The following is a 20,374-nucleotide window of genomic DNA, read 5'->3' as shown; positions in this document are numbered from 1 at the left end:
CGCAGGTGATCTGCAGGTTCCCGGATTGCGTCGCGACATCGTGTGGGATTGATCACTTTTGCCAGTTCGTTACGTCTTGTGATCCCAATCGCACTGAGGGATGTCCCACACTCATAGACTGCACCAGCCCGGTCACCGGTGGACGCCGCCCGGGCCCAGTCGACGCCGACGAGGCCGTCGCCGCCCGGCCGGGTCGCGCCACAGTGACCCCGACCCGGCCGCCGGGGACCTCGCCGGCCGGATCCTTTCCACCGGGAGGACACGGATGTCCCAGCCCACCTACCTCGCCCAGGGCCTCGAGCTCGGCGCGGGGGACCTCACCATCGTCGGTGTGGTCGCGGTGGTCGCCCCTCGTCGCCCTGGTCGTCGGCGGTCCTACTGCTGCGGGAGGTGCTCTCCTACGGCGAGGGCACCCCGAACATGCAGGAGATCGGCCGCGCGGTCCAGGAGGGCGCCACGGCGTACCTCAACCGCCAGTTCCGCACGCTCGCGATCTTCGCCGCGATCGTGTTCGTCCTGCTCTTCGCGCTCCCCGCCGAGGACCTCGGTGAACGCATCGGACGATCGATCTTCTTCGTCGTCGGCGCGGTCTTCTCCGCGATCATCGGCTACCTGGGCATGTGGCTCGCCACCCGCGCGAACATCCGCGTCGCCGCGGCCTCCCGCGAGCCGGGCGGCCGTGAGAAGGCGACCCGCATCGCGTTCCGCACCGGCGGCGTCGTCGGCATGTTCACCGTCGGCCTCGGCCTGTTCGGGGCCGCGATCGTCGTGCTCGTCTATGCCGGCCAGGCGCCCCGCGTCCTGGAGGGCTTCGGCTTCGGCGCGGCACTGCTCCGCGATGTTCATGCGGGTCGGCGGCGGCATCTTCACCAAGGCCGCCGACGTCGGCGCCGACCTGGTCGGCAAGGTCGAGCAGGGCATCCCCGAGGACGACCCCCGCAACGCGGCCACCATCGCCGACAACGTGGGCGACAACGTCGGTGACTGCGCCGGCATGGCCGCCGACCTGTTCGAGTCCTACGCGGTGACGCTGGTCGCCGCACTGATCCTCGGCACCGCGGCGTTCGGCCTGCAGGGCCTGCTGTTCCCGCTGATCGTCCCGGCGATCGGCGTGATCACCGCGATCCTGGGCGTCTACCTGACCAAGGCCCGCGCCGGGGAGAACACCCTGCGGGCGATCAACCGCAGCTTCTACCTCTCGGCACTGTTCGCCGGCGTGCTGTCGATCATCGCCGCCTACGTCTACCTCCCGAGCACCTTCGGCGAGCTGCTGAACCCGACCGACACCAGCGTCGTCGGGCTCGCGGGCGACCCGCGCCTGATCGCCTCGGTCGCCGTGGTCATCGGGATCGTGCTGGCCGCGGTCATCCTCAAGCTGACCGGCTACTACACCGGTACCGAGGACCGCCCGGTCAAGGACGTCGGCGAGTCGTCGCTGACCGGTGCGGCCACCGTGATCCTGTCCGGCATCTCGATCGGCTTCGAGTCCGCCGTCTACACCGCGCTCGTCATCTCCGCGGCCGTCTACGGGGCGTTCCTGCTGTCCGGCTCGATCGTCGTGTCGCTGTTCGCGGTCGCACTGGCCGGTACCGGCCTGCTGACCACGGTCGGCGTCATCGTCGCGATGGACACCTTCGGCCCGGTCTCGGACAACGCGCAGGGCATCGCGGAGATGTCCGGCGACGTCGAGGGCGACGGCGTCGACATCCTCACCGAGCTCGACGCGGTCGGGAACACCACCAAGGCGATCACCAAGGGCATCGCGATCGCCACCGCAGTGCTCGCGGCGACGGCGCTGTTCGGCTCCTACCGCGACGCGATCAGCCAGGCCCTGGCCGGGGTGAACATCGCCGCGCAGGACGCCGGGACCGCGTTCGCCTACGAGGTGTTCAGCCCGAACACCCTGGTCGGCGTGATCATCGGCGCCTCGGTGGTCTTCATGTTCTCCGGCCTCGCGGTCAACGCGGTGACCCGCGCCGCGGGCGCCGTCGTCTACGAGGTGCGCCGCCAGTTCCGCGAGCACCCCGGGATCATGGACCGCACCGAGCGCCCGGAGTACGGCCGCGTCGTCGACATCTGCACCCGGGACTCGCTGCGCGAGCTGGCCACCCCCGGCCTGCTCGCCATCTTCGCCCCGATCGCGGTCGGGTTCGGTCTCGGCGTCGGCCCGCTGGCCGGCTACCTGGCAGGTGCCATCGCGACCGGCGTCCTGATGGCGATCTTCCTGGCCAACTCGGGCGGCGCCTGGGACAACGCCAAGAAGCTCGTCGAGGACGGCAACCACGGCGGCAAGGGCTCCGACGCCCACGAGGCGACGATCATCGGCGACACCGTCGGCGACCCGTTCAAGGACACCGCGGGCCCCGCGATCAACCCGCTGATCAAGGTCATGAACCTGGTCTCGGTGCTGATCGCCCCCGCGGTCGTGGTGCTGTCCACCCCGGACGCCAACCCGGTGATCCGCGTCCTCATCGCGATCGTCGCGGTGGTGATCATCGCGGCCGCGGTGGTGGTCTCGAAGCGCCGCACCTCGGCGATCACCGACACCCCGGCCGAGAGCTCGGTCGGTTAGCCGACACCTCGCAGGACCACGGCGGCCGCTCGTCCCATCGGGACGGGCGGCCGTCTTTCGTCTCGGGACGATTCGGATACTCTCCGCCGGACCGCAGTGATCACCCCCGACGGAGGAGCGATGCGGACATCGCGAGGTCTCGCCGCGCTCCTCGTCGCCCCGACCGTCGTGCTGGCGGGCTGCGGCCCCTCCGGGCCGACCGTCGAACAGTGGACCGACTCGATGTGCGCGGCCGTGCTGCCCTTCGTCCGCACCGCCGTGGACGCGCCCGCGGAGACCCCGGATCCGGCGCAGCGGCTGCGGGCCCTCTCGGACTACCTGACCCGCACCACCCAGGCCGCCGACGGCGCGCTGGGCGACCTGGACCGGCTCGGCCCGGCCCCCGTCGACGACGGCGAGGCCCTCGCCGCGCGGCTCCAGGGCGGACTCGGCGAGATCCGCTCGGCGTTCTCCGGGGCGCGCTCGCGGGTCGACGCCATCGACCCGGCCGACCCGGCCGCGGTGCAGCGTGACCTGCCTGCCGCGCTGGAGCCGCTCGCCCGCCTCGCCGGGACCACCGGGCCGCTCGACGAGGTCACCGGCAACCCGGCGATCGCCTCGGCGTTCCGGGCCTCGACGGCCTGCACGGACCTCACCCGAACGGCGGAGCAGGCCCGCCCGACACCGCCGCCCGGCGGCCCCGCCGATGCCCCGAACGGGTCAACCGGGGAGGGCGGAGGCAGCTGACCCGCGGCGGCGTCCTACCGTCGACCACTGTCCGTGTCCCGGGCCCCCACGGGCCCCGACCCTGGAGCCCGACGATGGCCACCCCCCGCCCGGCGCGCACCGCCCGGGTCCTGCTCCCCACCCTGCTCGCCGCGCTCCTGGCCGGCGGCTGCGCGTCGAGCGTGGCCGGCACCCCCGCGGCGGACCCGGCCCCCCGACCGACCGCGGGCGTCGGCGCCGACCCGGTCGCCTGGGGCGACAAGGTCTGTGGCGCGACCCTGGCCTACTACCAGCCGCTCAACACCCCGCCGAACTACGACGGCGCCGACCTCGCCGGGATCAAGACGCGCCTGTCGGAGTACCTCGGCAAGGTGGCGGCCGGCATCGACACCGGCAAGAAGCAGCTGGCTGCGGCCGGGCAGTCCCCGGTGAGCGGCGGCGACGCGTGGGCCGCCGCGGTCCGCGACATGCTCGACCGGTCCGGCACGACGATCGCCCAGGCCAAGAAGGACGTCGACGCGATCGACCCGAACGACGTCCAGGGCTTCAAGGGCAAGCTCGACGGCGCCCAGCAGAAGCTGCGGACGATCTCCGGCGCCCAGGGGCTGGACAAGATCGGGCCCACCCCGCGTCTGGACAAGGCGTTCGCGACCGCACCGAAGTGCGTCGCACTCAAGAAGATCAACGGCCCCGCCTGACCCGCTGCGTCACCCGTACGGCGCTCCCCGCTGGGCAAGGTCGAACATGCGTTCTATGCTTCGCGGGTGCCGCAGATGTCGCTGTTCTCCGCGGAGGCCCGGCCGGCCGGGCTGACCGACCTGGCCGGGCTGCTCTGCGGGCCCGGGCGGATCGAGCGGTTCGGCGCCGGGGACACGGCCCGGTTCGACGTCCCACTGCCGATCGAGGGGCGCGAGACCGCGCTGGCCGCGCTGGCGGCGGCCCGCGGCGTCACCCTCGCCCCCGGGGCGTCCGGGATGCGCAGCGCGTTCCGGCGCGACCTGGTTCCCCTGGCCCGCGCCTGGTGCACGCCGGAGGGTCGCAAGCAGATCCCGCCGGACTTCCAGCTCGACGGCGCCGCGCTCCGGCTGTGGGCGCTCGCCGCGGGCACCCCCGACCTGCGGGGCGGGTACCTGCTGCTGCTCGATCCACAGGCGTCGTGGACACACGGCCCGCTGATCGCCGCCGCCACCCGGGCCGGCCTGCCCCCGGCACGGCTCGCCCCGGGGGAACACGGCGCGCCCGGCCCGGCGTTACGCCTGCACGGAGCGCGTCGACTGGCCCGACTGGTGGAACTGGTCGGCCCCGCGCCGCGGATGACGAATCCGGCCGACTGGCCCCGGTACCGCGGCCGACCGGCCGCCTGACCTGCCGAACTACGGCTGGGTCTACGCTGGCGACTCGCCCGCTCCCAGTGGCACGAGCCACGACACGGAGCGACGACGGTGTGAGATCGTGCGATCGTCGACCCCGAAGAAGACGCTCAGCGCAACCGTCCCGGCACGCTCCGGGACCGCACGATGCACCTGTACGGGGTCGGATAACGGCGACGACGTCGCAGGGACCGCGACGCAGCCGAGGAGATGAGGTAGGACCACGTGGCAGCAGCGACAACGGGAACGACGGGTTCGGCACGCACGTCGGGGGGCAGCACGCGCAAGCCGACCTCGACGGCGAACGCATCCGGCCGCCCGACGCGCCGCCTGGTGATCGTCGAGTCCCCCAGCAAGGCGAAGAAGATCCAGCCCTACCTGGGCAACGACTACATCGTCGAGTCCTCCGTCGGGCACATCCGTGACCTGCCGCGCGGTGCGGCGGACGTGCCCGCCAAGTACAAGGGCGAGTCCTGGGCGCGGCTCGGCGTCGACGTCGACAACCAGTTCAGCCCGCTCTACATCGTCACACCGGAGAAGCGCAGCACCGTCTCGGAGCTGCGCGAGGCGCTGAAGACCGTCGACGAGCTCCTGCTCGCGACGGACCCCGACCGCGAAGGCGAGGCCATCGCCTGGCACCTGCTCGAGACCCTCCAGCCCAAGGTCCCGGTCCGGCGGATGGTCTTCCACGAGATCACCGAGTCGGCGATCCGGGCGGCCGCGGAGAACACCCGCGAGCTCGACCAGCACCTCGTCGACGCGCAGGAGACCCGCCGCATCCTGGACCGTCTCTACGGCTACGAGGTCTCCCCCGTGCTGTGGAAGAAGGTCATGCCGAAGCTGTCGGCGGGCCGCGTCCAGTCGGTCGCGACCCGGCTGATCGTGCAGCGCGAGCGTGACCGCATCGCGTTCCGCTCCGCGGAGTACTGGGACATCGCCGCGACCCTCGACGCCGGGGAGAAGGCCACCCCGCGCTCGTTCGGCGCACGGCTGGTGCAGGTCGACGACAAGCGCGTCGCCACCGGCCGCGACTTCGACTCGCTCGGGCAGCTGAAGAAGGGCTCCGCCGAGGTCGTCACCCTGAACGAGGCGCAGGCACGCCGCCTCGCCGACGGGTTGCAGGACCGTCCGATGGAGGTCGCCTCCGTCGAGTCCAAGCCCTACACGCGCAAGCCGTACCCGCCGTTCATGACCTCGACGCTGCAGCAGGAGGCGGGCCGCAAGCTGCGGTTCTCCTCCGAGCGCACGATGCGCAGCGCGCAGCGCCTGTACGAGAACGGCTACATCACCTACATGCGTACGGACTCGACGACGCTGTCGGCGACGGCCATCGAGGCCGCCCGCTCGCAGGCCCGTGAGCTCTACGGCGACGCCTACGTCGCGGACTCGCCGCGCCAGTACACGCGCAAGGTGAAGAACGCCCAGGAGGCCCACGAGGCCATCCGCCCTGCCGGCGAGACCTTCCGGACCCCCGGTGCGATCGCCCGCGAGGTCGACGGTGACGACTTCCGTCTCTACGAGATGATCTGGCAGCGGACCATCGCCTCGCAGATGAACGACGCCCGCGGGACCACCGTGAGCATCCGGATCGCGGGCACCGCGGGGACCGGCGAGAAGGTCGTGTTCGCGTCCTCCGGCCGCACGATCACCTTCCCCGGCTTCCTCAAGGCCTACGTCGAGACCATGGACGACGAGTCCACCGGCCAGGCCGACGACGCCGAGTCCCGGCTCCCGGAGCTGACCGAGGGGCAGGCGCTGACCGCCACCGAGCTGGTGCCCGACGGGCACTCGACCAGCCCGCCGTCGCGCTTCACCGAGCCCGCGCTGGTCAAGGCGATGGAGGAGATGGGGATCGGGCGGCCGTCGACGTACGCGTCGACGATCAAGACCATCCTCGACCGCGGCTACGTCTGGAAGAAGGGCTCCGCGCTCGTCCCGTCGTGGGTGGCGTTCGCCGTCGTCGGGCTGATGGAGCAGCACTTCGGCCAGCTCGTCGACTACGACTTCACCGCCGCCATGGAGGACGACCTCGACTCCATCGCCTCCGGGGACGACTCCCGCGTGCACTGGCTGTCCGGCTTCTACTTCGGCGACGAGGGCGCGGACACCGGGTCGGAGATCGCGAAGGCGGGCGGGCTGAAGAAGCTCGTCGGCGCGAACCTGGAGGAGATCGACGCCCGCACGGTGAACTCGATCCCGATGTTCACCGACGCCGAGGGCCGCGACGTCGTCGTCCGGGTCGGGCGCTACGGCCCGTACCTGGAGCGGATCGTCGACGGCGAGTCCCAGCGGGCCAACCTGCCCGACGACCTGGCCCCCGACGAGCTGACCGAGGAGATCGCCGAGAAGCTGTTCTCGGTGCCGCAGGAGGGCCGCAAGCTGGGCACCGACCCGGTCACCGGCCACGAGATCGTGGCGAAGGAGGGCCGCTTCGGCCCCTACGTCACCGAGCTCCTGCCCGAGCCGGAGGTGCCCGAGGGCGCCAAGAAGAAGCCGGCCAAGCCCAAGCCGCGCACCGGCTCGCTGTTCAAGTCGATGTCGGTCGACACCGTCACCCTCGAGGACGCGCTGCGGCTGCTGTCGCTGCCCCGGATCGTCGGCACGGACCCGGACTCCGGTGACGAGATCACCGCGCAGAACGGCCGCTACGGCCCGTACCTGAAGAAGGGCACGGACTCGCGGTCGCTGTCGAACGAGGAGCAGCTCTTCACGGTCACCCTGGAGGAGGCCCTGGGGATCTACTCCCAGCCCAAGCAGCGGGGCCGTGCCGCCGCGGCACCGCCGCTGCGCGAGCTGGGTGAGGACGCCTCGACCGGCAAGAAGATGGTGATCAAGGACGGCCGGTTCGGCCCCTACGTCACCGACGGCGAGACGAACGCCAGCCTGCGCAAGGGCGACTCGGTCGAGGAGATCACCGACGAGCGGGCGTCCGAGCTGCTCGCCGAGCGGCGGGCGAAGGCCCCCGCGAAGAAGACCACGACCCGCAAGCCGGCCGCGTCGAAGAGCACCACGGCCAAGAGCCCTGCGGCAAAGACCGGCACCCGCACGGCCGCGGCGAAGAAGACCACGACGCGCAGCACGGCGGCGAAGAGCACCACGACGAAGTCGACCGGGACGCGCACCCGCAAGACCCCCACGACCTGAGTCGAGGACGGGCCCCGCACCGGAGCGATCCGGTGCGGGGCCCGTCGTCGACGGGGGCGGGTCAGCCCGCGGCGAGGGCCTTCTTCACCGCGGCGGCGACACGGCCGCCCTCGGCGCGGCCCGCCGCGGCGGCGTTCGCCTTCTTCATGACCTGTCCCATCTGCCGCATGCCGGGCCGCTCCCCGGTCTCGGCCTCCACCTCGGCGACGGCGGCGGTCGCCAGGGCGGCCACCTCGTCGTCGTCGAGCTGGGTCGGCAGGTACCGGGCGAGGACCTCGCCCTCGGCGCGCTCACGGTCCGCGGACTCGGGGCGGCCGCCGTCGGCGAAGGCCTGGGCGGACTCGGCACGCCGCTTGGTCTCCTTGGTGATGACCGCGCGGACCTCGTCGTCGGAGAGCTCCCGGGCGGTGTCACCGGCCACCTCGGCGTTGCCGATCGAGGTCAGGACGGATCGCAGGGTCGTCCGGACCAGCTCGTCCCTGGCCTTCATCGCGGTGGTCAGGTCGGCCCGCAGCTGCTCCTTGAGGGTGCTCACGGGTCGCCACGATAGTCCCGCGACGTACGCTGGATCGCGTGAGTATCGCTGGGACCCTCGCACGCACCGCCGCCGGAGCCGCCCTGCTCGGGGCCTCGGGAATCGGGTACGCGGCGGGGATCGAGCGACGGCACTGGACGCTGCGCCGGGTCGAGCTGCCCGTCCTCGACGAGGGTGCGCGGCCGCTGCGGATCCTGCACCTGTCGGACTTCCACCTCATGCCGGGCCAGCGCAGCAAGATGCGGTGGATCGCCGCGCTCGACGAGCTCGACCCGCACCTGGTGATCGACACCGGGGACAACCTGGCGCACCCCGACGCCGTCCCGGGCGTGCTGACCGCACTGGGGAGGCTGTTGGAGCGGCCGGGCGCGTTCGTGTTCGGCAGCAACGACTACTACGGCCCCACCCGGAAGAACCCGGCCCGCTACCTGCGTCGCGGGGACACCAGGCGGGTGCACGGGGCGGACCTGCCCTGGACCGACCTGCGCGCCGCGTTCCGCGAGCACGGCTGGGTCGACGCCACCCACGCCCGGCACCTGCTCGAGGTCGACGGCCGGTCGGTCCGGATCGCGGGCGTCGACGACCCGCACCTGAACCTGGACCGCTACCCGCGCATCGCCGGCCACGACGCCGACGCCGACCTGCGCATCGGGCTGACCCACTCCCCCGAGCCGCGGGTGCTCGACGGCTTCGCCGCCGACGGCTACGACCTCGTCCTCGCCGGCCACACCCACGGCGGCCAGCTGCGGCTGCCCGGCTACGGCGCACTCGTCACCAACTGCGGGATCGACCGGGGCCGTGCCCGCGGGGCGAGCCGCTGGGGCAGCCGGATGCGGCTGCACGTGTCGGCCGGGCTGGGCACCTCGCCGTACGCGCCGGTGCGCTTCGCGTGCCCGCCGGAGGCCTCGCTGCTGACCCTCGTACCGCGGACGACCGGCCCCGATGCGCGGACGGGAACCCCCGCGCAGGCCACGGAGGGCATCGGGTAGAGTTCTCCACGGCTCACGGGGAGACCCGAGTGTCCATCGGGGTGTGGCGCAGCTTGGTAGCGCGCTTCGTTCGGGACGAAGAGGTCGCAGGTTCAAATCCTGTCACCCCGACAACGCGAAGGCCCTGGTCAGACGCTTTACAGCGAACGTCTGACCAGGGCCTTCGTCGTGTGCGGAGACGACTGCTTGTCCAACTGCCTGACTACCGTTGTGCCTCGGGGAACAGGTCGTTCATGGCGGTGGCGCCGTCGTCGATCACGGGTCGGATCTGCTTGCGGTAGACGAGTTCGGTGACCGAACTGCCGCCCGCGTGGCCGACGAGCCGGGCGATCTGGTCGACGGTCATGCCGCTGTCGGAGAGCAGGGACACGAAGCTGTGCCGCAGCTCCCGAGGTGTCCACTCGGCGGCCTCGAGTCCGGCGGCGGTGAGGACCCGGCGAAACCCGCGGCGGACGTTGGCCGCGTCGAGGCCGGTGCCGGTCTCGGAGGAGAACACGAGGTCATGCTCCTGCCAGCGGACGGCGGCCCGGGTGCGGTGGCGGTCGACGCGGGCGCGTTGGGCGCGCAGGACCTCGATGCAGCGGCTCGGCAGGGCGATCGTCCGCCGGGACTTGCGGGTCTTGGTGTCGCCGTCGCGGCGGACCGAGCGCCACACCTTCATGTGCGGCGGCACCGGCGGGTCGGCGTCGGGATCGCCGATCAGGTCGACGTCGCCCCAGACGAGCGCGCGCAGCTCCTCGGTGCGGGCTCCGGTGAGCAGGCCGAGGACGACGTAGGCGCCGTAGGTGGTGGTGACCTCGCGGGAGAGCAGGGCGCGGGCCTGGGCGAAGGTCAGAGCCTTGGACGGGCGTCCGGTCCGACCGCTCGGGGTGCTGCACAGCAGGACGACGTTGCGCTGCACCTTGTCCCGGGCCTGGGCGCGCTTGACCGAGCGGAGCAGGATCGAGCGGATGTCCTGCAGAGTACGGGTGCTCAGGTCGCGAGACTTGCCGGCGAGCCAGCGGTCGACGTCCTCCGCAGACAGCTCCCGCAGCTTGCGGGCGCCGAGCGCAGGGATGACGTGCTGGTCGGCGAGGATGGCGTACTTGGTGGTCGTGCTCTCGGCGCGGCCGGTGAGGCCGTAGGTCAGCCAGTCGCGGACCGCATGTTCGACGGTGTAGCCGTGTTCGGCGACGGCGTGCCCGTCCTCGACGGCGCGGACGATCTCGCGCAGCTTGGCCTTGGCGGCGGTCTTGGTCTTCCCGCTGCCCGAGCGCACGATCCGCTTGCCCTCGGGGGTGTAGCCGATGGTCACCGAGGCGATCCAACGTTGCCGGGCCTCGTGCCAGTGCAGGCTTCCGTCCCCGCGGCTACGCCGTGCGCTCATAGCGGTTCCCTGTCTCGTCGGTCAGCAGTTGGACGTACGCGGCGATCGCCGAGGCGGGGATCAGGCGTGCGCGGCCCTGATGGACCGAGCGCAGCCGCCCGGAGCGGAGCTGTTCGTAGATCACCGACCGGCTCATCGAGAGCAGCTCCATCGCCTCGGACACCCGGAACAGGCGCCACGGCGGGATCTCGTCGAGCTTCACGGTGTCCTCCCGGAGCCGGTCCGCCGCTGCTCGCGTCGTCGTTCGGCGATGCCGATCGCGATCTCTCGTTCCGCGTCGTTCCGGTGCCCGATGTGCACGACCTGCCAGTCGTTGACCACCAGCACCGCTCCGGGCTCGGTCGGGGTGTCGAGAGCGGCCAAGGTCTCCCCGAGGCGGTAGGTGCGCCGATCCCCACGGATCGCCCCGAAGGTCGTGGAGTACGCGCGGGACTTGGTGAGGAAGTGGCCGCGGAACCCGAGCATGTGCGCCCACCGGCGCAGGTTCAGCCCCTCGTACTCCTCGCGCCCGCCGAGCTCCCACGCGGTCTCGATGAGCCGCCGGTGGTGGGGGGTGATGTCGAGGTGGTCGAGGTGGGCGATGTCGCGGATAGGGCGGTCGGTGGCCTCGGACTTGCCGGTGCCCTTGGTGGCGTACTTGGCGACGTAGGCGGCCAGCGCTGAGTCGGTGATCTCGCCGTCGTCGTTCTCCAGCGCCACCGCGGTCGTACTCGTGATCGGACGGGTGTCGACCTGGGTGCCCCACGCGAGCACCTGCGGGGTGCCGTCGGGCCGGTCCACTGTCAGTGACACGTCGTGCGCGGCATCCCGGATCGCCGCGTGCAGCGCGTCGGCGGTGAGCCCTGCCGGTGGCGCGGTCCAGGGCCCCTCCGGGCCGTCGAGGCGCACGACAGCGTGGAAGTGGACCAGCCCACGGCGCTGGTACTCCGCGACCTTGGCGTACGACAGCCGGGCGTGATCCCGGAAGTCACGGACCCGGACCCCGAGCACCTGCGCGAGCAGGCGACGGAGGCGGATGGCGAACCGGTTCCACAGGACCCCGGAGTGCGCCTGCCACAGCACCGCGCCCACGTAGTCGTGCGACTCAGGATCGAGGGCGCATCCGACGCGGGGGTCGTCGCGGTGGTGCTTGGTCCCGCAGCGGCAGGGGACGACGAGCCCGCGGGCGGTGACCCGGCGGGTGTGGACCGGCCCGAACGAGGGCGCGGTCAGCGTGACGAACAGCCGCGGGTGGACTGCCGCGGTGTCCGGCACGCCCTTGCCGCCCGCCATTCCGGAGCGGAGCAGGTGGTAGGCGTCGGAGGCGTAGCGATCCGAGCAAGCCGGGCACACGCTCGCTCGCCGGTTGCCGCAGGGGGCGAGGATCTCGCCTTCCCGCTCGGCCAACACGGTGCCGGTGGCGCGGTCGTAGATCCGCGAGGAGCCGGTGAGGTGGATCGGTGCGGCGCAGCCGCCGATCGCTGTGACCTCGCGTCGCCAGGTCTGAAAGTTCTCCGAGCGCAGCAGGTGGGACAGGTCGTGCTCGTGCATGTCGGGCGTGGTTGTGGCAGCCGTGATCACGGCATCCCTCCGAGGGACGAGTGAGTGGGTTGGGGTGGCGCCGGCCCCGCCGGGAGCTGGACTCACGCGGCGGGACCGGGCCGGATCACCGGCGGTAGAGGCGGTGCTCGTGCTCGATCTCGACCGGCCCCGGAGTGAAGCCGTGGTAGCGGGCCAGGAGCCGGGCTGCGGCCCGGTAGCTGGACGCGTGGCCGACGAGTGCGCCGTGGTCGTTCTCGACCCGGTAGCGGCCGCCGTCGCGCAGCACCGTTCCGCCCTGCCCGGTCGTGCCCAGGCAGACCAGGGCCTTACCCGGCTCGACCACGTCGACGCCGATCAACCCGGTGGAGCGCTGCGGCGCCTTCTGCGGTTCCGGTGCCCGGGTGGGTTCCGGGATGGGGCGGAGGTGGTCCCAGCGCGACACCATGTCCCGGGTCGCCTTCGGAACCAGGACCGAGCGGGCCGGGCCCTCGGAGCCCGCGTGGTGGATGTGGTGGGTGCCGCCGAGGCGCAGGTGTCCGGTGTCGAGGAGCTGGGCGACGGTGTCACCGTCATGCCGGGCCAGTGCGTCGGCGCAGCCGGGGCGGGCAGCATCGGCGCGCAGCACCCGACCCGAGCGCTCGACCACGAACAGCCCCGGATCCTGGGCCAGCCCGACCACACGGGCGACCTCCCGGGGGTCCTGCGTCGCGGCGGGCCCGTGGTCGGTGGTCTCGACGATGACCGGGTCCCCGAACAGCGCGCCCTGCACGGTGCTCGTCTTGGTGGTCATGCCGACCACCACCAGGTGGCGCGGGCCTCCCAGGACCATTCCCGGGCGAGCTGGCGGATGATGTACCACTCCGCCACGACCGCGCCAGCGGTCACGACCCAGAACCAGCCCGAGGCGGACCCGAGGTAGAGCCAGGTCCCGGCCACGATGAGGGCGAAGAGCAGGGTGAACTTGGCCCAGGTGCGCAGGACCCATGCGGTGGTGGTGCCCATCAGGCGGCCCCCCGCCCTGTGTTGTCGCTGTCGTCGTGGAGGTCGATCACGTCCGCGTCCGGCGGCGGGGTGCAGCGCTGGACCAGCTCGGCGATGTCGTCGTCGGAGACGAACGCGGCCCGGAACCGGATCGGCAGGCGGGAGCCTTTGTCGATGACGAAGCCGATCCCGGCGTGGCGGGCGTCGCCGGGGATCTCATCGGCCAGCGCACCCCGCTCCCGGGCCCCTTCGCCGAGGACCATGTCGACGTGGGAGGCGGCGGTGACGCCGAGGCAGATCCGCTGGGTGAACAGCTCGCGGACGTCCACGACGTCCTTGGACGGCTCCTGCAGGTAGCCGTGGACCGCGAACAGCGACGCCCGCCCCTGCGTCATCACCTCCGCCAGCAAACGGAGGGCGTCACGGACGGAGGTGCGGTCGCCGTAGGCGGTGAGCATCGCCATCTCATCGATCACCAGCAGCTCCACCGGCGTCCCGACGCTGGGGGTGCAGGCGCGGATGTTCTGGTCGCGCATGTCGTCCTGCCGGTCCCGCATCGCATCCCGAAACTCCGTGAGCAGTTCGAGGGCCTGGGGCATGGTGGTGGCGTAGCGGTGGAACAGCGGTGCGCCCTGTTCGGTCTCCACGCCGCCCTTGAGGTCGACCATCCAGACCCGGACGATGCCGTCGCGGATGCACGGCCCGACCCCGCGCAGGGTCGACCAGAGCACGGAGCCCTTGCCCGCTCCGGAGGCGCCGGCGACCAGGCGGTGTCCGCCGATGACGGGGGCGGTGAAGGGTTCGCCGCGCTCGTTGTCCCCGATCTCCACCGCGCCCAGGTCCACGTCCTCGGTGGTCTCGGGGATGTCCGGGGCCGGGATCGTGCGGGTGAAGGGCAACTCCCACTCGATCACGATCGCGACCACGCCGGGCCGGTGGCGGGTGATCGCGACCCGGTGGGCGATGAGCGCTTCCCAGAGGATCGAGGAGCGCTCTTGCCAGTAGGCGACGTCCTGGCCACGGACCATGCGGACGTAGACGGTGTCGATCGATCGCGACGACGACCGCACCCGCAGCACCCGGGGGACGAGCAGGTCGCCCGTGTGGCGGTGCTCCTTCGTGAGTCCGCAGTCGGACATGAGCTGCGCCCAGCGACGGCCGCGGTAGACCGTCCACCGCCGCCAGGTGGCCCGTAGAGCGGGGGCGGCGAAGCGGTCGAAGGTGGCCGGGTGGGCACGGCCCCAGACCGCCACAGAGACGACCAAGACGGTCAGGAAGACCACCGTGATGACCGGGCCGAGCATCAGCGCCAGCCCCAGGACGATCAAAGGGACGGCGACGAACCCAGGATGCCGAGCCGTCCAGGCCAGCGCCTGGAACTCCCGACCCGGAGGCCGAGACGCCCGACCCACATGGGTCCGAGACGGGCCGTTCATACGTGTCGCAGAGCTACTACGCTTGTTCACTGCTACCAGTCCTCACGAGAGTTTGTGTCGGGTAGCAGGGGCGCCCGCTGTGTGTTTCCGCCAAGAATCAGTGCAGCGGGCGACCCCACCACCCAGAGATGGGTTACTTCTGTTCGCGCAAGGCCCCACGCGCCGAATCGAGGTGCACGGTGAGGTGGGCGACGTCGCGGGCGAGGTTGTCGTGGGTGTTCTTGAACCCGCCCGTCCGATACGGAATCCCGTGCAGGCTGCGCTTGAGTTCGCGCATCGCAGCGTCGAGTTCTTCGACGGTGCGGTCGACAGCTTTCGACATCACTTCCTCCATTCGCGGGAGACCAACTCGGCCTCCCACTTCTTGGCTGAGGCGGCCATGACCCGTAGGGAGGCGTGTGCGGTCTTGGCCGAGGCCCGGATCTCCTCCGGTGACGCGGTCGACCAGTGCTCTCCCTGAGCACCGGCCTTGGCCGACAACCCTTTGCCGGACCGCTTGGACTTGGTGTCGGTGGCCTTCGCGGCGACCTTGTCCGCCTCTGCAAGGGCGTCCCCGACGAGCTGCAATGCCCGCCAGAACTCCCCGTATTTGCGCAGCGCGCGCCGGTTGACCTTCGGCAACGTCTTGACCCGGTCCCGGGCTCCGAGGTTGATCGCCACCGCTCAGACCCCCTTGCGGATCGCGAGCTGGGCCAGGCGCAGGCCCTCGGCGACACCCGCCCGCCACGCCTGCTCCGTCGCGACGACGGGGTGCTCGGTGCGGGCCCAGCGGCGCCGCTCGATCTCCAACCGCCGCACCAGCCGACCGACACCAGTCGTCACCCGCGGACGGACACTCGTGTTGGTGTTCATGCCGTCATCTCCATCCCGACCACGGCCACTCGGCTCGTGGTCTCGCCGTCTCCGAAGCAGTCCGGGCAAACTCCGGAACCACCACACGCCCCACACTCGACACCTGTTATCGAGTCGCCGTAGCCGTCGCACACATCGCACGCCCCGCTACCGCTGCATTCGCTACACACCACCGCAGATCACCCCTGATCGAGGACACAGGTGTCCCCGTCTCGGAATTACTGGGAATTGCCGGAACACCATTCCGGCGAACAGATGGGCCGCTACATCACGCGGCCAGCCCGCACATCACCCGGGCGACACCGACACGCAGAGGTCGGTCAGGACTGGTTCTCGTCGTCCTTGCCCCGCCGCATCGGCGCAGGAGCCGGGTGGGCATGCTTGAGCCCCATCGCCTTGAACGCGATCCCCGACACCGTCCGACCATCCGCGGACTCGATCGAGTACGGGTTGATCTTCGGATCGATCAACTGCACCCGCGCGTCCTCCCCGAACCCCTCACCCGGATCCGTCGTCAGCGTCACCTTGATCTCCTCACCCTTCGGAGCCCGCTGCCCCGCCGCCACCTGCAACTTCGCGAACAGCGACACCACGAACTGCGTCACCCCATCCCGATCCGTCACCGGCACCTCCGCACCGTTCGCGTCCTGACGGGTCTTGGGCGCAGGCGGCTCCACCACCGTGAGCTTGTAGCCGTCGAGCACCACCGGAAGATCCCTCATCGCTCTCTCCTTCGTTCGCCTGACCAGCTTGGCTAGCCATCTCAGCGTGACCGGCTTGGCTAGCCATGTCAAGCGCCAATAAGGAAGCTGGCTAGCCGGGCTAGCCAGCCGACCGATACCGTGGGGTCATGAGCACGCCAGCCGAGTTCCTCGCGCACCTGGACCCGGAGGATCCGCGCACCCCGTCGCAGCAGATCTCCAACCAGATCCGCGCCGCGATCAAGCTCGGCAAGCTCAAGGCCGGAGAGAAGCTGCCGTCGCAACCTGACCTGGCCGAGCGCTACGGCGTCGCCCGCGAGACAGTCAAGGCAGCCCTGCGCCCCCTCTACGCCGAGCGGCTGCTCATCAGCCGCCAGGGGAGCGGGGTGTTCGTCCGCGCCCAGACCGAGCTACCGGTGGGGCTGCGCCCGCACATCGAAGCCGCGTTCGAGCGCCCGCACGTGCGCATCGACTTCGCCGGGTTCTCCGGGGAGACCCTGGCCAACACCCTGTCCGAGGTCCTGGACAAGGTCCGCGCCGGACGCCTGAGCCCGGAGTCGATCGCCGTGCGGATCATGCTGTCCGACCCCGGCGTCCCCCTCGCGCTCCCGTGCCGTGCCGACACCGCCGCCGACGACCCCGCCGTCCGCAAGCGCGCCGACCGGATCACCCGTCGTGCCGTGGACAGCATCACCGACGGCGTCGGGGAGCTTGCCGACCTCGGGTTGGTCAAGTCCGCGACCGCGGAGGTCCGGGCGCACAGCGCGTCCCCGCTGTTCAAGCTCTACCTGATCAACGACGAGGAAGCGTTCTTCGGCTTCTACCCCGTCCTCGAACACACCGTCACCATCGACAAGGCCCCCGTGCCGATCTTCGACCCGATGGGCAAGGACGCCACCCTGTTCCACTTCTCCACCGGCGACGACGCCGACACCAGCAATGGCCCCCAGTACGTCACCCAGGCCCGCACCTGGTTCGACTCCGTGTGGACCACCATCACCCGGGACTACCCGCAGTGATCCTCCTGGCCGGAACCCGCACCCAGCTCGCCGACTTGCTCCGCGGCGCCCGGGTCCTGCTCCTGGACTTCGACGGGCCCGTCGCGCACCTGTTCGCCGGCCACCCCGCACCCGAGGTCGCCGCCGCTGTCCGCCAGTTCGCCACCGTGCACGGCATCGATCTCACCGAGGTCCGCACCGATGACCCGCTGGTCCTGCTCCGAGCCGCCTACCGGCACTCGCCCGAGTCCGGCCGCGACGTCGAGGCCCACGTCATCGAGCACGAGACCCGCGCCGCGACCATCGCCGAACCGACCCCCGGAGCTCACGAGCTCATCCGCACCGCCGTGGCCACCGGACACACCGTCCTGGCCGTCAGCAACAACTCTGAACGAGCCATCCGCACCTACCTGGCCCGCCACGACCTCACCGAACACGTCGCGCAGATCATCGGCCGCCCCTTCGGGCACCCCGAGCAGATGAAGCCCCACCCCCACCTACTGCACGCAGCCCTGGACATCAGCCGAGCGGCACCGAGCGACGCGGTGTTCGTCGGAGACTCGATCACCGACGTCCTCGCCGGGACTGCAGCCGGGGTGCCGTGCATCGGCTACGCCAAGCAGCCCGAACGCGCCGAGGGCCTGGCCGACGCGGACGCCATGGTCGTCGTCGACGACATGCACACCCTCGCCACCGCACTACGCCCGTGACACCGCTCCAACCCGACGTCGCCCGCGCCGCGCACGCGCGATGGCCTGACCGCGCACCCGCCTGGATCCAGGCGCTTCCCGTCGAGCTGGCCGAGGTCTGCGCAGCTCTCTCGGTCACCCTGACCGGCCGGACGTTCTCTGCCAGGTCGGCCCACGTCGTCGAAGCCACGACCAGCACCGGCACTCGATTGATCCTGCGATCGAGCCCAGACCCCGATGCCGTCCACCAGGCCGCAGTACTGGACCAGTTCTCACGGGCTGGTCTGGCGCCAGCGGTCCGTCTCCTGCGGAACACGCCCACGAGCACGTGGACCGCCATGGACGCGGTCGAGCCCGGCGCATCGCTCGCCGAGCAGGAAGCGAGGCCGCGGGACCTCGCGGATACAGCCGCGATGCTGTACACACTTGCCGACGAGGACGGCGTGCCCTCGGTGCCGAGCATCGTGCCCTGGCTCCGAGCGCGGCTCACCGACCCACCGGCCGACGACCAGCCACCACACCGCGGCCCTGAACCCGCCACGGTCCGCGAGGCCGCCAGCGTGGTTCTCGACGAGCTTGCCGCCGACGTACCGACTGGGCTGTGCCACGCCGACCTCTCGCCGCCCAACGTCCTCCACGGGCGCGGACGACTGTGGTTCATCGACCCCCGAGGGAGGAACGGCGAAGCCACCTACGACATCGCTGTCCTCGCGCTCAAGCTCAGCGACGACCACCTCGACACCGCCCGAGCCCTGGCCCGCAGCATCGCCCTCTCCAGCGGCACCGACCCCGACCGAGCGGACGCCTGGGTCACCGTCGCCGACGCCGCCACCGTCTAACTACGCCAGCAGGCCCGAACGTCAAGCATCAGGTGAGACCGGAACGTCAAGCATCAGCCGGGACACGACACAGGCATCAGCGCTCTGTCGGGTCTCACCTGATGCTTGACGTTCCTGTCCCGGGTGATGGTTGACGTTCGGGCTAGTACTGCAACGGCAGTTGATCAGCTCGGGGGTCGTTCGCCGCGTCGGCGGTAGTGGCAGTCGCGGGCCTGTTGTTGGCGTTCACGGCGCCAGGTCGACCAGTGCATGACGTGGTCGATGCAGGTGAGCGGGGTGAAGGCGAGCGCGGCGAGGAGACGGCGGATCTCGTTGCCCGACAGCTGAATCAATGCGCGCCGGCTGGCTGAGGATCCCCCTTTTCGGCCTCGCGTGCGTGTTCGGCGGCGCGGGTGACGGCGAGGTAGGCCGCGGTGAGCATGGCCAGGGTGATGTGGGCGTGCCAGGCTCGGTAGGAGCGGACTTGGTAGTGGTCGAGGCCGGCCTCGTTCTTCGCGGTCTGGAAGCATTCCTCAATCGCCCACCGCGCCCCGGCGACTCGAACGAGGTCGCGCAGCGGCGTGTTCGCCGGGGCGGCGCAGCGGTAGAACGCCAGCTCACGGATGGTCTTGCCCTCTGCGGGCTCGGTCTGGCGGCGCACCAGCAGCCAGTGCCCCCAACCCGCCGGGAGGCCGTCGATGGCCAGCGCAACCGCGGTCCAGTCATAGACCCGCATCCCGTGCGCGCCCGGCCCGATCGCGCGGCGCTCCCACCCGTCGTGCCCGGTGTCGAGATCACGCGCCCCGGCGATCGTGGCCAGGGCCTTGGCCGGGCGACGATTCCCGTCCGGGCTGGTGAGCATGTCGTCATTGCGGGTGGCCAACACGAACGGGATCTCCCGCTCGGTGAGCCAGTCGCGAAAGCCCGGGTTCTGCCCGTAGACCTCGTCCGCGGTCACCCACGACCCGGACGTGAGTGCCCCAGCGGCGTACGTGCGGGCCAGCATCGCCGTCCCCAGCTGCGGTTTCGTGGCGAACTCGACGTCATCGGGGACATCCGCGCGCTCGCAGCGTTCGCGGTCCTCGGTCCACGAGGTCGGCAGGTAGAGCTCCCGGTCGATCAACGCCCGCCCCCGCTTCGAGGCGTAGGCCAGGAACACACCGAGCTGACAGTTGTCGATCTTCCCGCTGGTGCCGGTGTACTGGCGCTGCACCCCGGCCGAACACAGGCCCTTCTTGATGAACCCGGTCTCGTCCACGATGAACACCCCCGACGCGGTGTCGGTGAGATGTTGCAGGACGTAGCCGCGCAGGTCGTCGCGGACCCCGTCGACGTCCCAGTCCGCGGTGCGCAGCAGCCGCTGCATCCCGTCCGGCGACATCGCCCCGGCGTGTTCGGCGAGGGTCCAGCCGTTCTTCCGCTCGAGCCCCGCGAGCAGGCCTCGCAGGTAGGTTCCGACCCGCCGGCGCGGCTCGACCCTGCGGAAACGGCCAGAGATCAGCTCCACCACCGCATCCAACGAGGCCACCCACCCGGCAAGATCAACCACGCGGTGATCATCACCGCCGAACGGCCGTCAGCCTCTCACCACACGCCGAACTGCCGTTGCAGTAGTAGGCGCCCTTGATACCGAATGGAAGGTCTAGACACGGCGAGCGCTGGCGGCGCTGTCGTGTCCCGGCTGATGCTTGACGTTC

At 71.1% G+C, this 20,374-nt stretch carries 21 protein-coding genes, 1 tRNA gene and 1 pseudogene; 10 read left to right on the top strand and 13 right to left on the bottom strand.

All coding sequences use genetic code 11. The annotated features are described in order from the left end of the window. Positions 1-265: 265 nt before the first annotated feature. From Ae717Ps2_RS29115 to topA, 5 genes and pseudogenes are all read left to right on the top strand, one after another. Positions 266-2,572: pseudogene (locus Ae717Ps2_RS29115) on the top strand (sodium-translocating pyrophosphatase). A gap of 120 nt (positions 2,573-2,692) precedes the next feature. After that, on the top strand, positions 2,693-3,298 hold the full coding sequence (locus Ae717Ps2_RS29110; protein WP_139318852.1) for a hypothetical protein: 606 nt from the start codon (positions 2,693-2,695) through the stop codon (positions 3,296-3,298). A 74-nt stretch (positions 3,299-3,372) separates the two neighbouring features. Beyond that, positions 3,373-3,975, top strand: a complete 603-nt coding sequence (locus Ae717Ps2_RS29105) for a hypothetical protein (protein ID WP_075308811.1) — start codon at positions 3,373-3,375, stop codon at positions 3,973-3,975. Positions 3,976-4,050: 75 nt separating this feature from the next. Further along, positions 4,051-4,641 (top strand): hypothetical protein, encoded by a 591-nt coding sequence (locus Ae717Ps2_RS29100; RefSeq protein ID WP_337819625.1) that lies wholly within the window; start codon positions 4,051-4,053, stop codon positions 4,639-4,641. 336 nt (positions 4,642-4,977) lie between these two features. After that, complete coding sequence (gene topA, locus Ae717Ps2_RS29095) at positions 4,978-7,791, top strand: type I DNA topoisomerase (protein ID WP_233147711.1); 2,814 nt, start codon at positions 4,978-4,980, stop codon at positions 7,789-7,791. Positions 7,792-7,852: 61 nt separating this feature from the next. On the opposite strand, the gene Ae717Ps2_RS29090 is transcribed toward topA, so the two are convergent. After that, positions 7,853-8,326: a GatB/YqeY domain-containing protein gene (locus Ae717Ps2_RS29090; protein WP_020627793.1), complete on the bottom strand. Its 474-nt coding sequence runs from the start codon at positions 8,324-8,326 to the stop codon at positions 7,853-7,855. Positions 8,327-8,364: 38 nt separating this feature from the next. Here Ae717Ps2_RS29090 and Ae717Ps2_RS29085 point away from each other — a divergent pair, with 38 nt between their 5' ends. Both Ae717Ps2_RS29085 and Ae717Ps2_RS29080 read left to right on the top strand, forming a co-directional pair. Continuing rightward, positions 8,365-9,315 carry a metallophosphoesterase gene (locus Ae717Ps2_RS29085; RefSeq protein WP_020627794.1) on the top strand — a complete coding sequence of 317 codons (951 nt, stop codon included), beginning with the start codon at positions 8,365-8,367 and terminating at the stop codon, positions 9,313-9,315. Positions 9,316-9,352: 37 nt separating this feature from the next. Then, positions 9,353-9,426 (top strand) — tRNA-Pro (locus Ae717Ps2_RS29080). Between the two features lie 91 nt (positions 9,427-9,517). On the opposite strand, the gene xerC is transcribed toward Ae717Ps2_RS29080, so the two are convergent. The 10 genes from xerC to Ae717Ps2_RS29030 all read right to left on the bottom strand — a co-directional run bounded on the left by xerC (position 9,518) and on the right by Ae717Ps2_RS29030 (position 16,193). After that, the gene (xerC, locus tag Ae717Ps2_RS29075; RefSeq protein ID WP_075332865.1) at positions 9,518-10,681 is read right to left on the bottom strand and encodes a tyrosine recombinase XerC; all 1,164 of its coding nucleotides are present in this window, start codon (positions 10,679-10,681) and stop codon (positions 9,518-9,520) included. Continuing rightward, entirely contained in the window at positions 10,665-10,883 is a 219-nt protein-coding gene (locus Ae717Ps2_RS29070) for a helix-turn-helix domain-containing protein (RefSeq protein WP_233147392.1), read from the bottom strand. Before Ae717Ps2_RS29070 ends, xerC begins: the two co-directional genes overlap by 17 nt. After that, the gene (locus tag Ae717Ps2_RS29065) at positions 10,880-12,211 is read right to left on the bottom strand and encodes a replication initiator (protein ID WP_075332864.1); all 1,332 of its coding nucleotides are present in this window, start codon (positions 12,209-12,211) and stop codon (positions 10,880-10,882) included. Before Ae717Ps2_RS29065 ends, Ae717Ps2_RS29070 begins: the two co-directional genes overlap by 4 nt. 115 nt (positions 12,212-12,326) lie before the next feature. Continuing rightward, positions 12,327-12,992 (bottom strand): hypothetical protein, encoded by a 666-nt coding sequence (locus Ae717Ps2_RS29060; protein ID WP_233147391.1) that lies wholly within the window; start codon positions 12,990-12,992, stop codon positions 12,327-12,329. Further along, positions 12,989-13,204: a hypothetical protein gene (locus Ae717Ps2_RS29055; protein ID WP_075332862.1), complete on the bottom strand. Its 216-nt coding sequence runs from the start codon at positions 13,202-13,204 to the stop codon at positions 12,989-12,991. The genes Ae717Ps2_RS29060 and Ae717Ps2_RS29055 overlap by 4 nt, the downstream gene beginning before the upstream one ends. Next, positions 13,204-14,511 carry an FtsK/SpoIIIE domain-containing protein gene (locus Ae717Ps2_RS29050; protein WP_233147390.1) on the bottom strand — a complete coding sequence of 436 codons (1,308 nt, stop codon included), beginning with the start codon at positions 14,509-14,511 and terminating at the stop codon, positions 13,204-13,206. The genes Ae717Ps2_RS29055 and Ae717Ps2_RS29050 overlap by 1 nt, the downstream gene beginning before the upstream one ends. 241 nt (positions 14,512-14,752) lie before the next feature. Next, entirely contained in the window at positions 14,753-14,953 is a 201-nt protein-coding gene (locus Ae717Ps2_RS29045; protein WP_233147389.1) for a hypothetical protein, read from the bottom strand. After that, the gene (locus Ae717Ps2_RS29040; protein ID WP_075332860.1) at positions 14,941-15,279 is read right to left on the bottom strand and encodes a hypothetical protein; all 339 of its coding nucleotides are present in this window, start codon (positions 15,277-15,279) and stop codon (positions 14,941-14,943) included. Before Ae717Ps2_RS29040 ends, Ae717Ps2_RS29045 begins: the two co-directional genes overlap by 13 nt. A gap of 3 nt (positions 15,280-15,282) precedes the next feature. Then, positions 15,283-15,471, bottom strand: coding sequence for a hypothetical protein (locus Ae717Ps2_RS29035; protein WP_075332859.1), 189 nt, complete (start codon positions 15,469-15,471; stop codon positions 15,283-15,285). A 320-nt stretch (positions 15,472-15,791) separates the two neighbouring features. After that, a complete protein-coding gene (locus tag Ae717Ps2_RS29030) occupies positions 15,792-16,193 on the bottom strand; it encodes a hypothetical protein (protein ID WP_075332858.1) in 402 nt (133 codons plus the stop codon). Positions 16,194-16,321: 128 nt separating this feature from the next. Between Ae717Ps2_RS29030 and Ae717Ps2_RS29025 the strand changes: the two genes are divergently transcribed. Genes Ae717Ps2_RS29025 through Ae717Ps2_RS29015 form a run of 3 tightly spaced genes read left to right on the top strand, consistent with a single transcriptional unit; the run spans position 16,322 to position 18,698 of the window. Further along, positions 16,322-17,191 (top strand): winged helix-turn-helix domain-containing protein, encoded by an 870-nt coding sequence (locus tag Ae717Ps2_RS29025; RefSeq protein WP_075332857.1) that lies wholly within the window; start codon positions 16,322-16,324, stop codon positions 17,189-17,191. After that, a complete protein-coding gene (locus tag Ae717Ps2_RS29020; RefSeq protein WP_083702228.1) occupies positions 17,188-17,880 on the top strand; it encodes an HAD family hydrolase in 693 nt (230 codons plus the stop codon). Before Ae717Ps2_RS29025 ends, Ae717Ps2_RS29020 begins: the two co-directional genes overlap by 4 nt. After that, on the top strand, positions 17,772-18,698 hold the full coding sequence (locus tag Ae717Ps2_RS29015; protein ID WP_083702227.1) for a phosphotransferase: 927 nt from the start codon (positions 17,772-17,774) through the stop codon (positions 18,696-18,698). The genes Ae717Ps2_RS29020 and Ae717Ps2_RS29015 overlap by 109 nt, the downstream gene beginning before the upstream one ends. A gap of 164 nt (positions 18,699-18,862) precedes the next feature. On the opposite strand, the gene Ae717Ps2_RS38560 is transcribed toward Ae717Ps2_RS29015, so the two are convergent. Both Ae717Ps2_RS38560 and Ae717Ps2_RS29010 read right to left on the bottom strand, forming a co-directional pair. Next, a complete protein-coding gene (locus tag Ae717Ps2_RS38560; protein WP_170917006.1) occupies positions 18,863-19,030 on the bottom strand; it encodes a hypothetical protein in 168 nt (55 codons plus the stop codon). Beyond that, positions 19,027-20,226, bottom strand: a complete 1,200-nt coding sequence (locus tag Ae717Ps2_RS29010) for an IS701 family transposase (protein ID WP_075332982.1) — start codon at positions 20,224-20,226, stop codon at positions 19,027-19,029. Before Ae717Ps2_RS29010 ends, Ae717Ps2_RS38560 begins: the two co-directional genes overlap by 4 nt. Between the last annotated feature and the right edge of the window lie 148 nt (positions 20,227-20,374).

Source organism: Pseudonocardia sp. Ae717_Ps2 (assembly GCF_001932475.1).
Taxonomy (GTDB): domain Bacteria; phylum Actinomycetota; class Actinomycetes; order Mycobacteriales; family Pseudonocardiaceae; genus Pseudonocardia.
Note: the sequence above shows the minus strand (reverse complement) of the source record. Positions and strands in the feature narration are given on the sequence as shown.

Bases quoted from the DNA above. Each gene is read 5' to 3' on its own strand.
- Ae717Ps2_RS29110 (WP_139318852.1), top strand. From the start codon at position 2,693: ATGCGGACATCGCGAGGTCTCGCCGCGCTCCTCGTCGCCCCGACCGTC.
- Ae717Ps2_RS29105 (WP_075308811.1), top strand. From the start codon at position 3,373: ATGGCCACCCCCCGCCCGGCGCGCACCGCCCGGGTCCTGCTCCCCACC.
- Ae717Ps2_RS29100 (WP_337819625.1), top strand. From the start codon at position 4,051: ATGTCGCTGTTCTCCGCGGAGGCCCGGCCGGCCGGGCTGACCGACCTG.
- xerC (WP_075332865.1), bottom strand. From the start codon at position 10,681: ATGAGCGCACGGCGTAGCCGCGGGGACGGAAGCCTGCACTGGCACGAG.
- Ae717Ps2_RS29065 (WP_075332864.1), bottom strand. From the start codon at position 12,211: ATGCACGAGCACGACCTGTCCCACCTGCTGCGCTCGGAGAACTTTCAG.
- Ae717Ps2_RS29060 (WP_233147391.1), bottom strand. From the start codon at position 12,992: ATGACCACCAAGACGAGCACCGTGCAGGGCGCGCTGTTCGGGGACCCG.
- Ae717Ps2_RS29055 (WP_075332862.1), bottom strand. From the start codon at position 13,204: ATGGGCACCACCACCGCATGGGTCCTGCGCACCTGGGCCAAGTTCACC.
- Ae717Ps2_RS29045 (WP_233147389.1), bottom strand. From the start codon at position 14,953: ATGGAGGAAGTGATGTCGAAAGCTGTCGACCGCACCGTCGAAGAACTC.
- Ae717Ps2_RS29035 (WP_075332859.1), bottom strand. From the start codon at position 15,471: ATGAACACCAACACGAGTGTCCGTCCGCGGGTGACGACTGGTGTCGGT.
- Ae717Ps2_RS29030 (WP_075332858.1), bottom strand. From the start codon at position 16,193: ATGAGGGATCTTCCGGTGGTGCTCGACGGCTACAAGCTCACGGTGGTG.
- Ae717Ps2_RS29025 (WP_075332857.1), top strand. From the start codon at position 16,322: ATGAGCACGCCAGCCGAGTTCCTCGCGCACCTGGACCCGGAGGATCCG.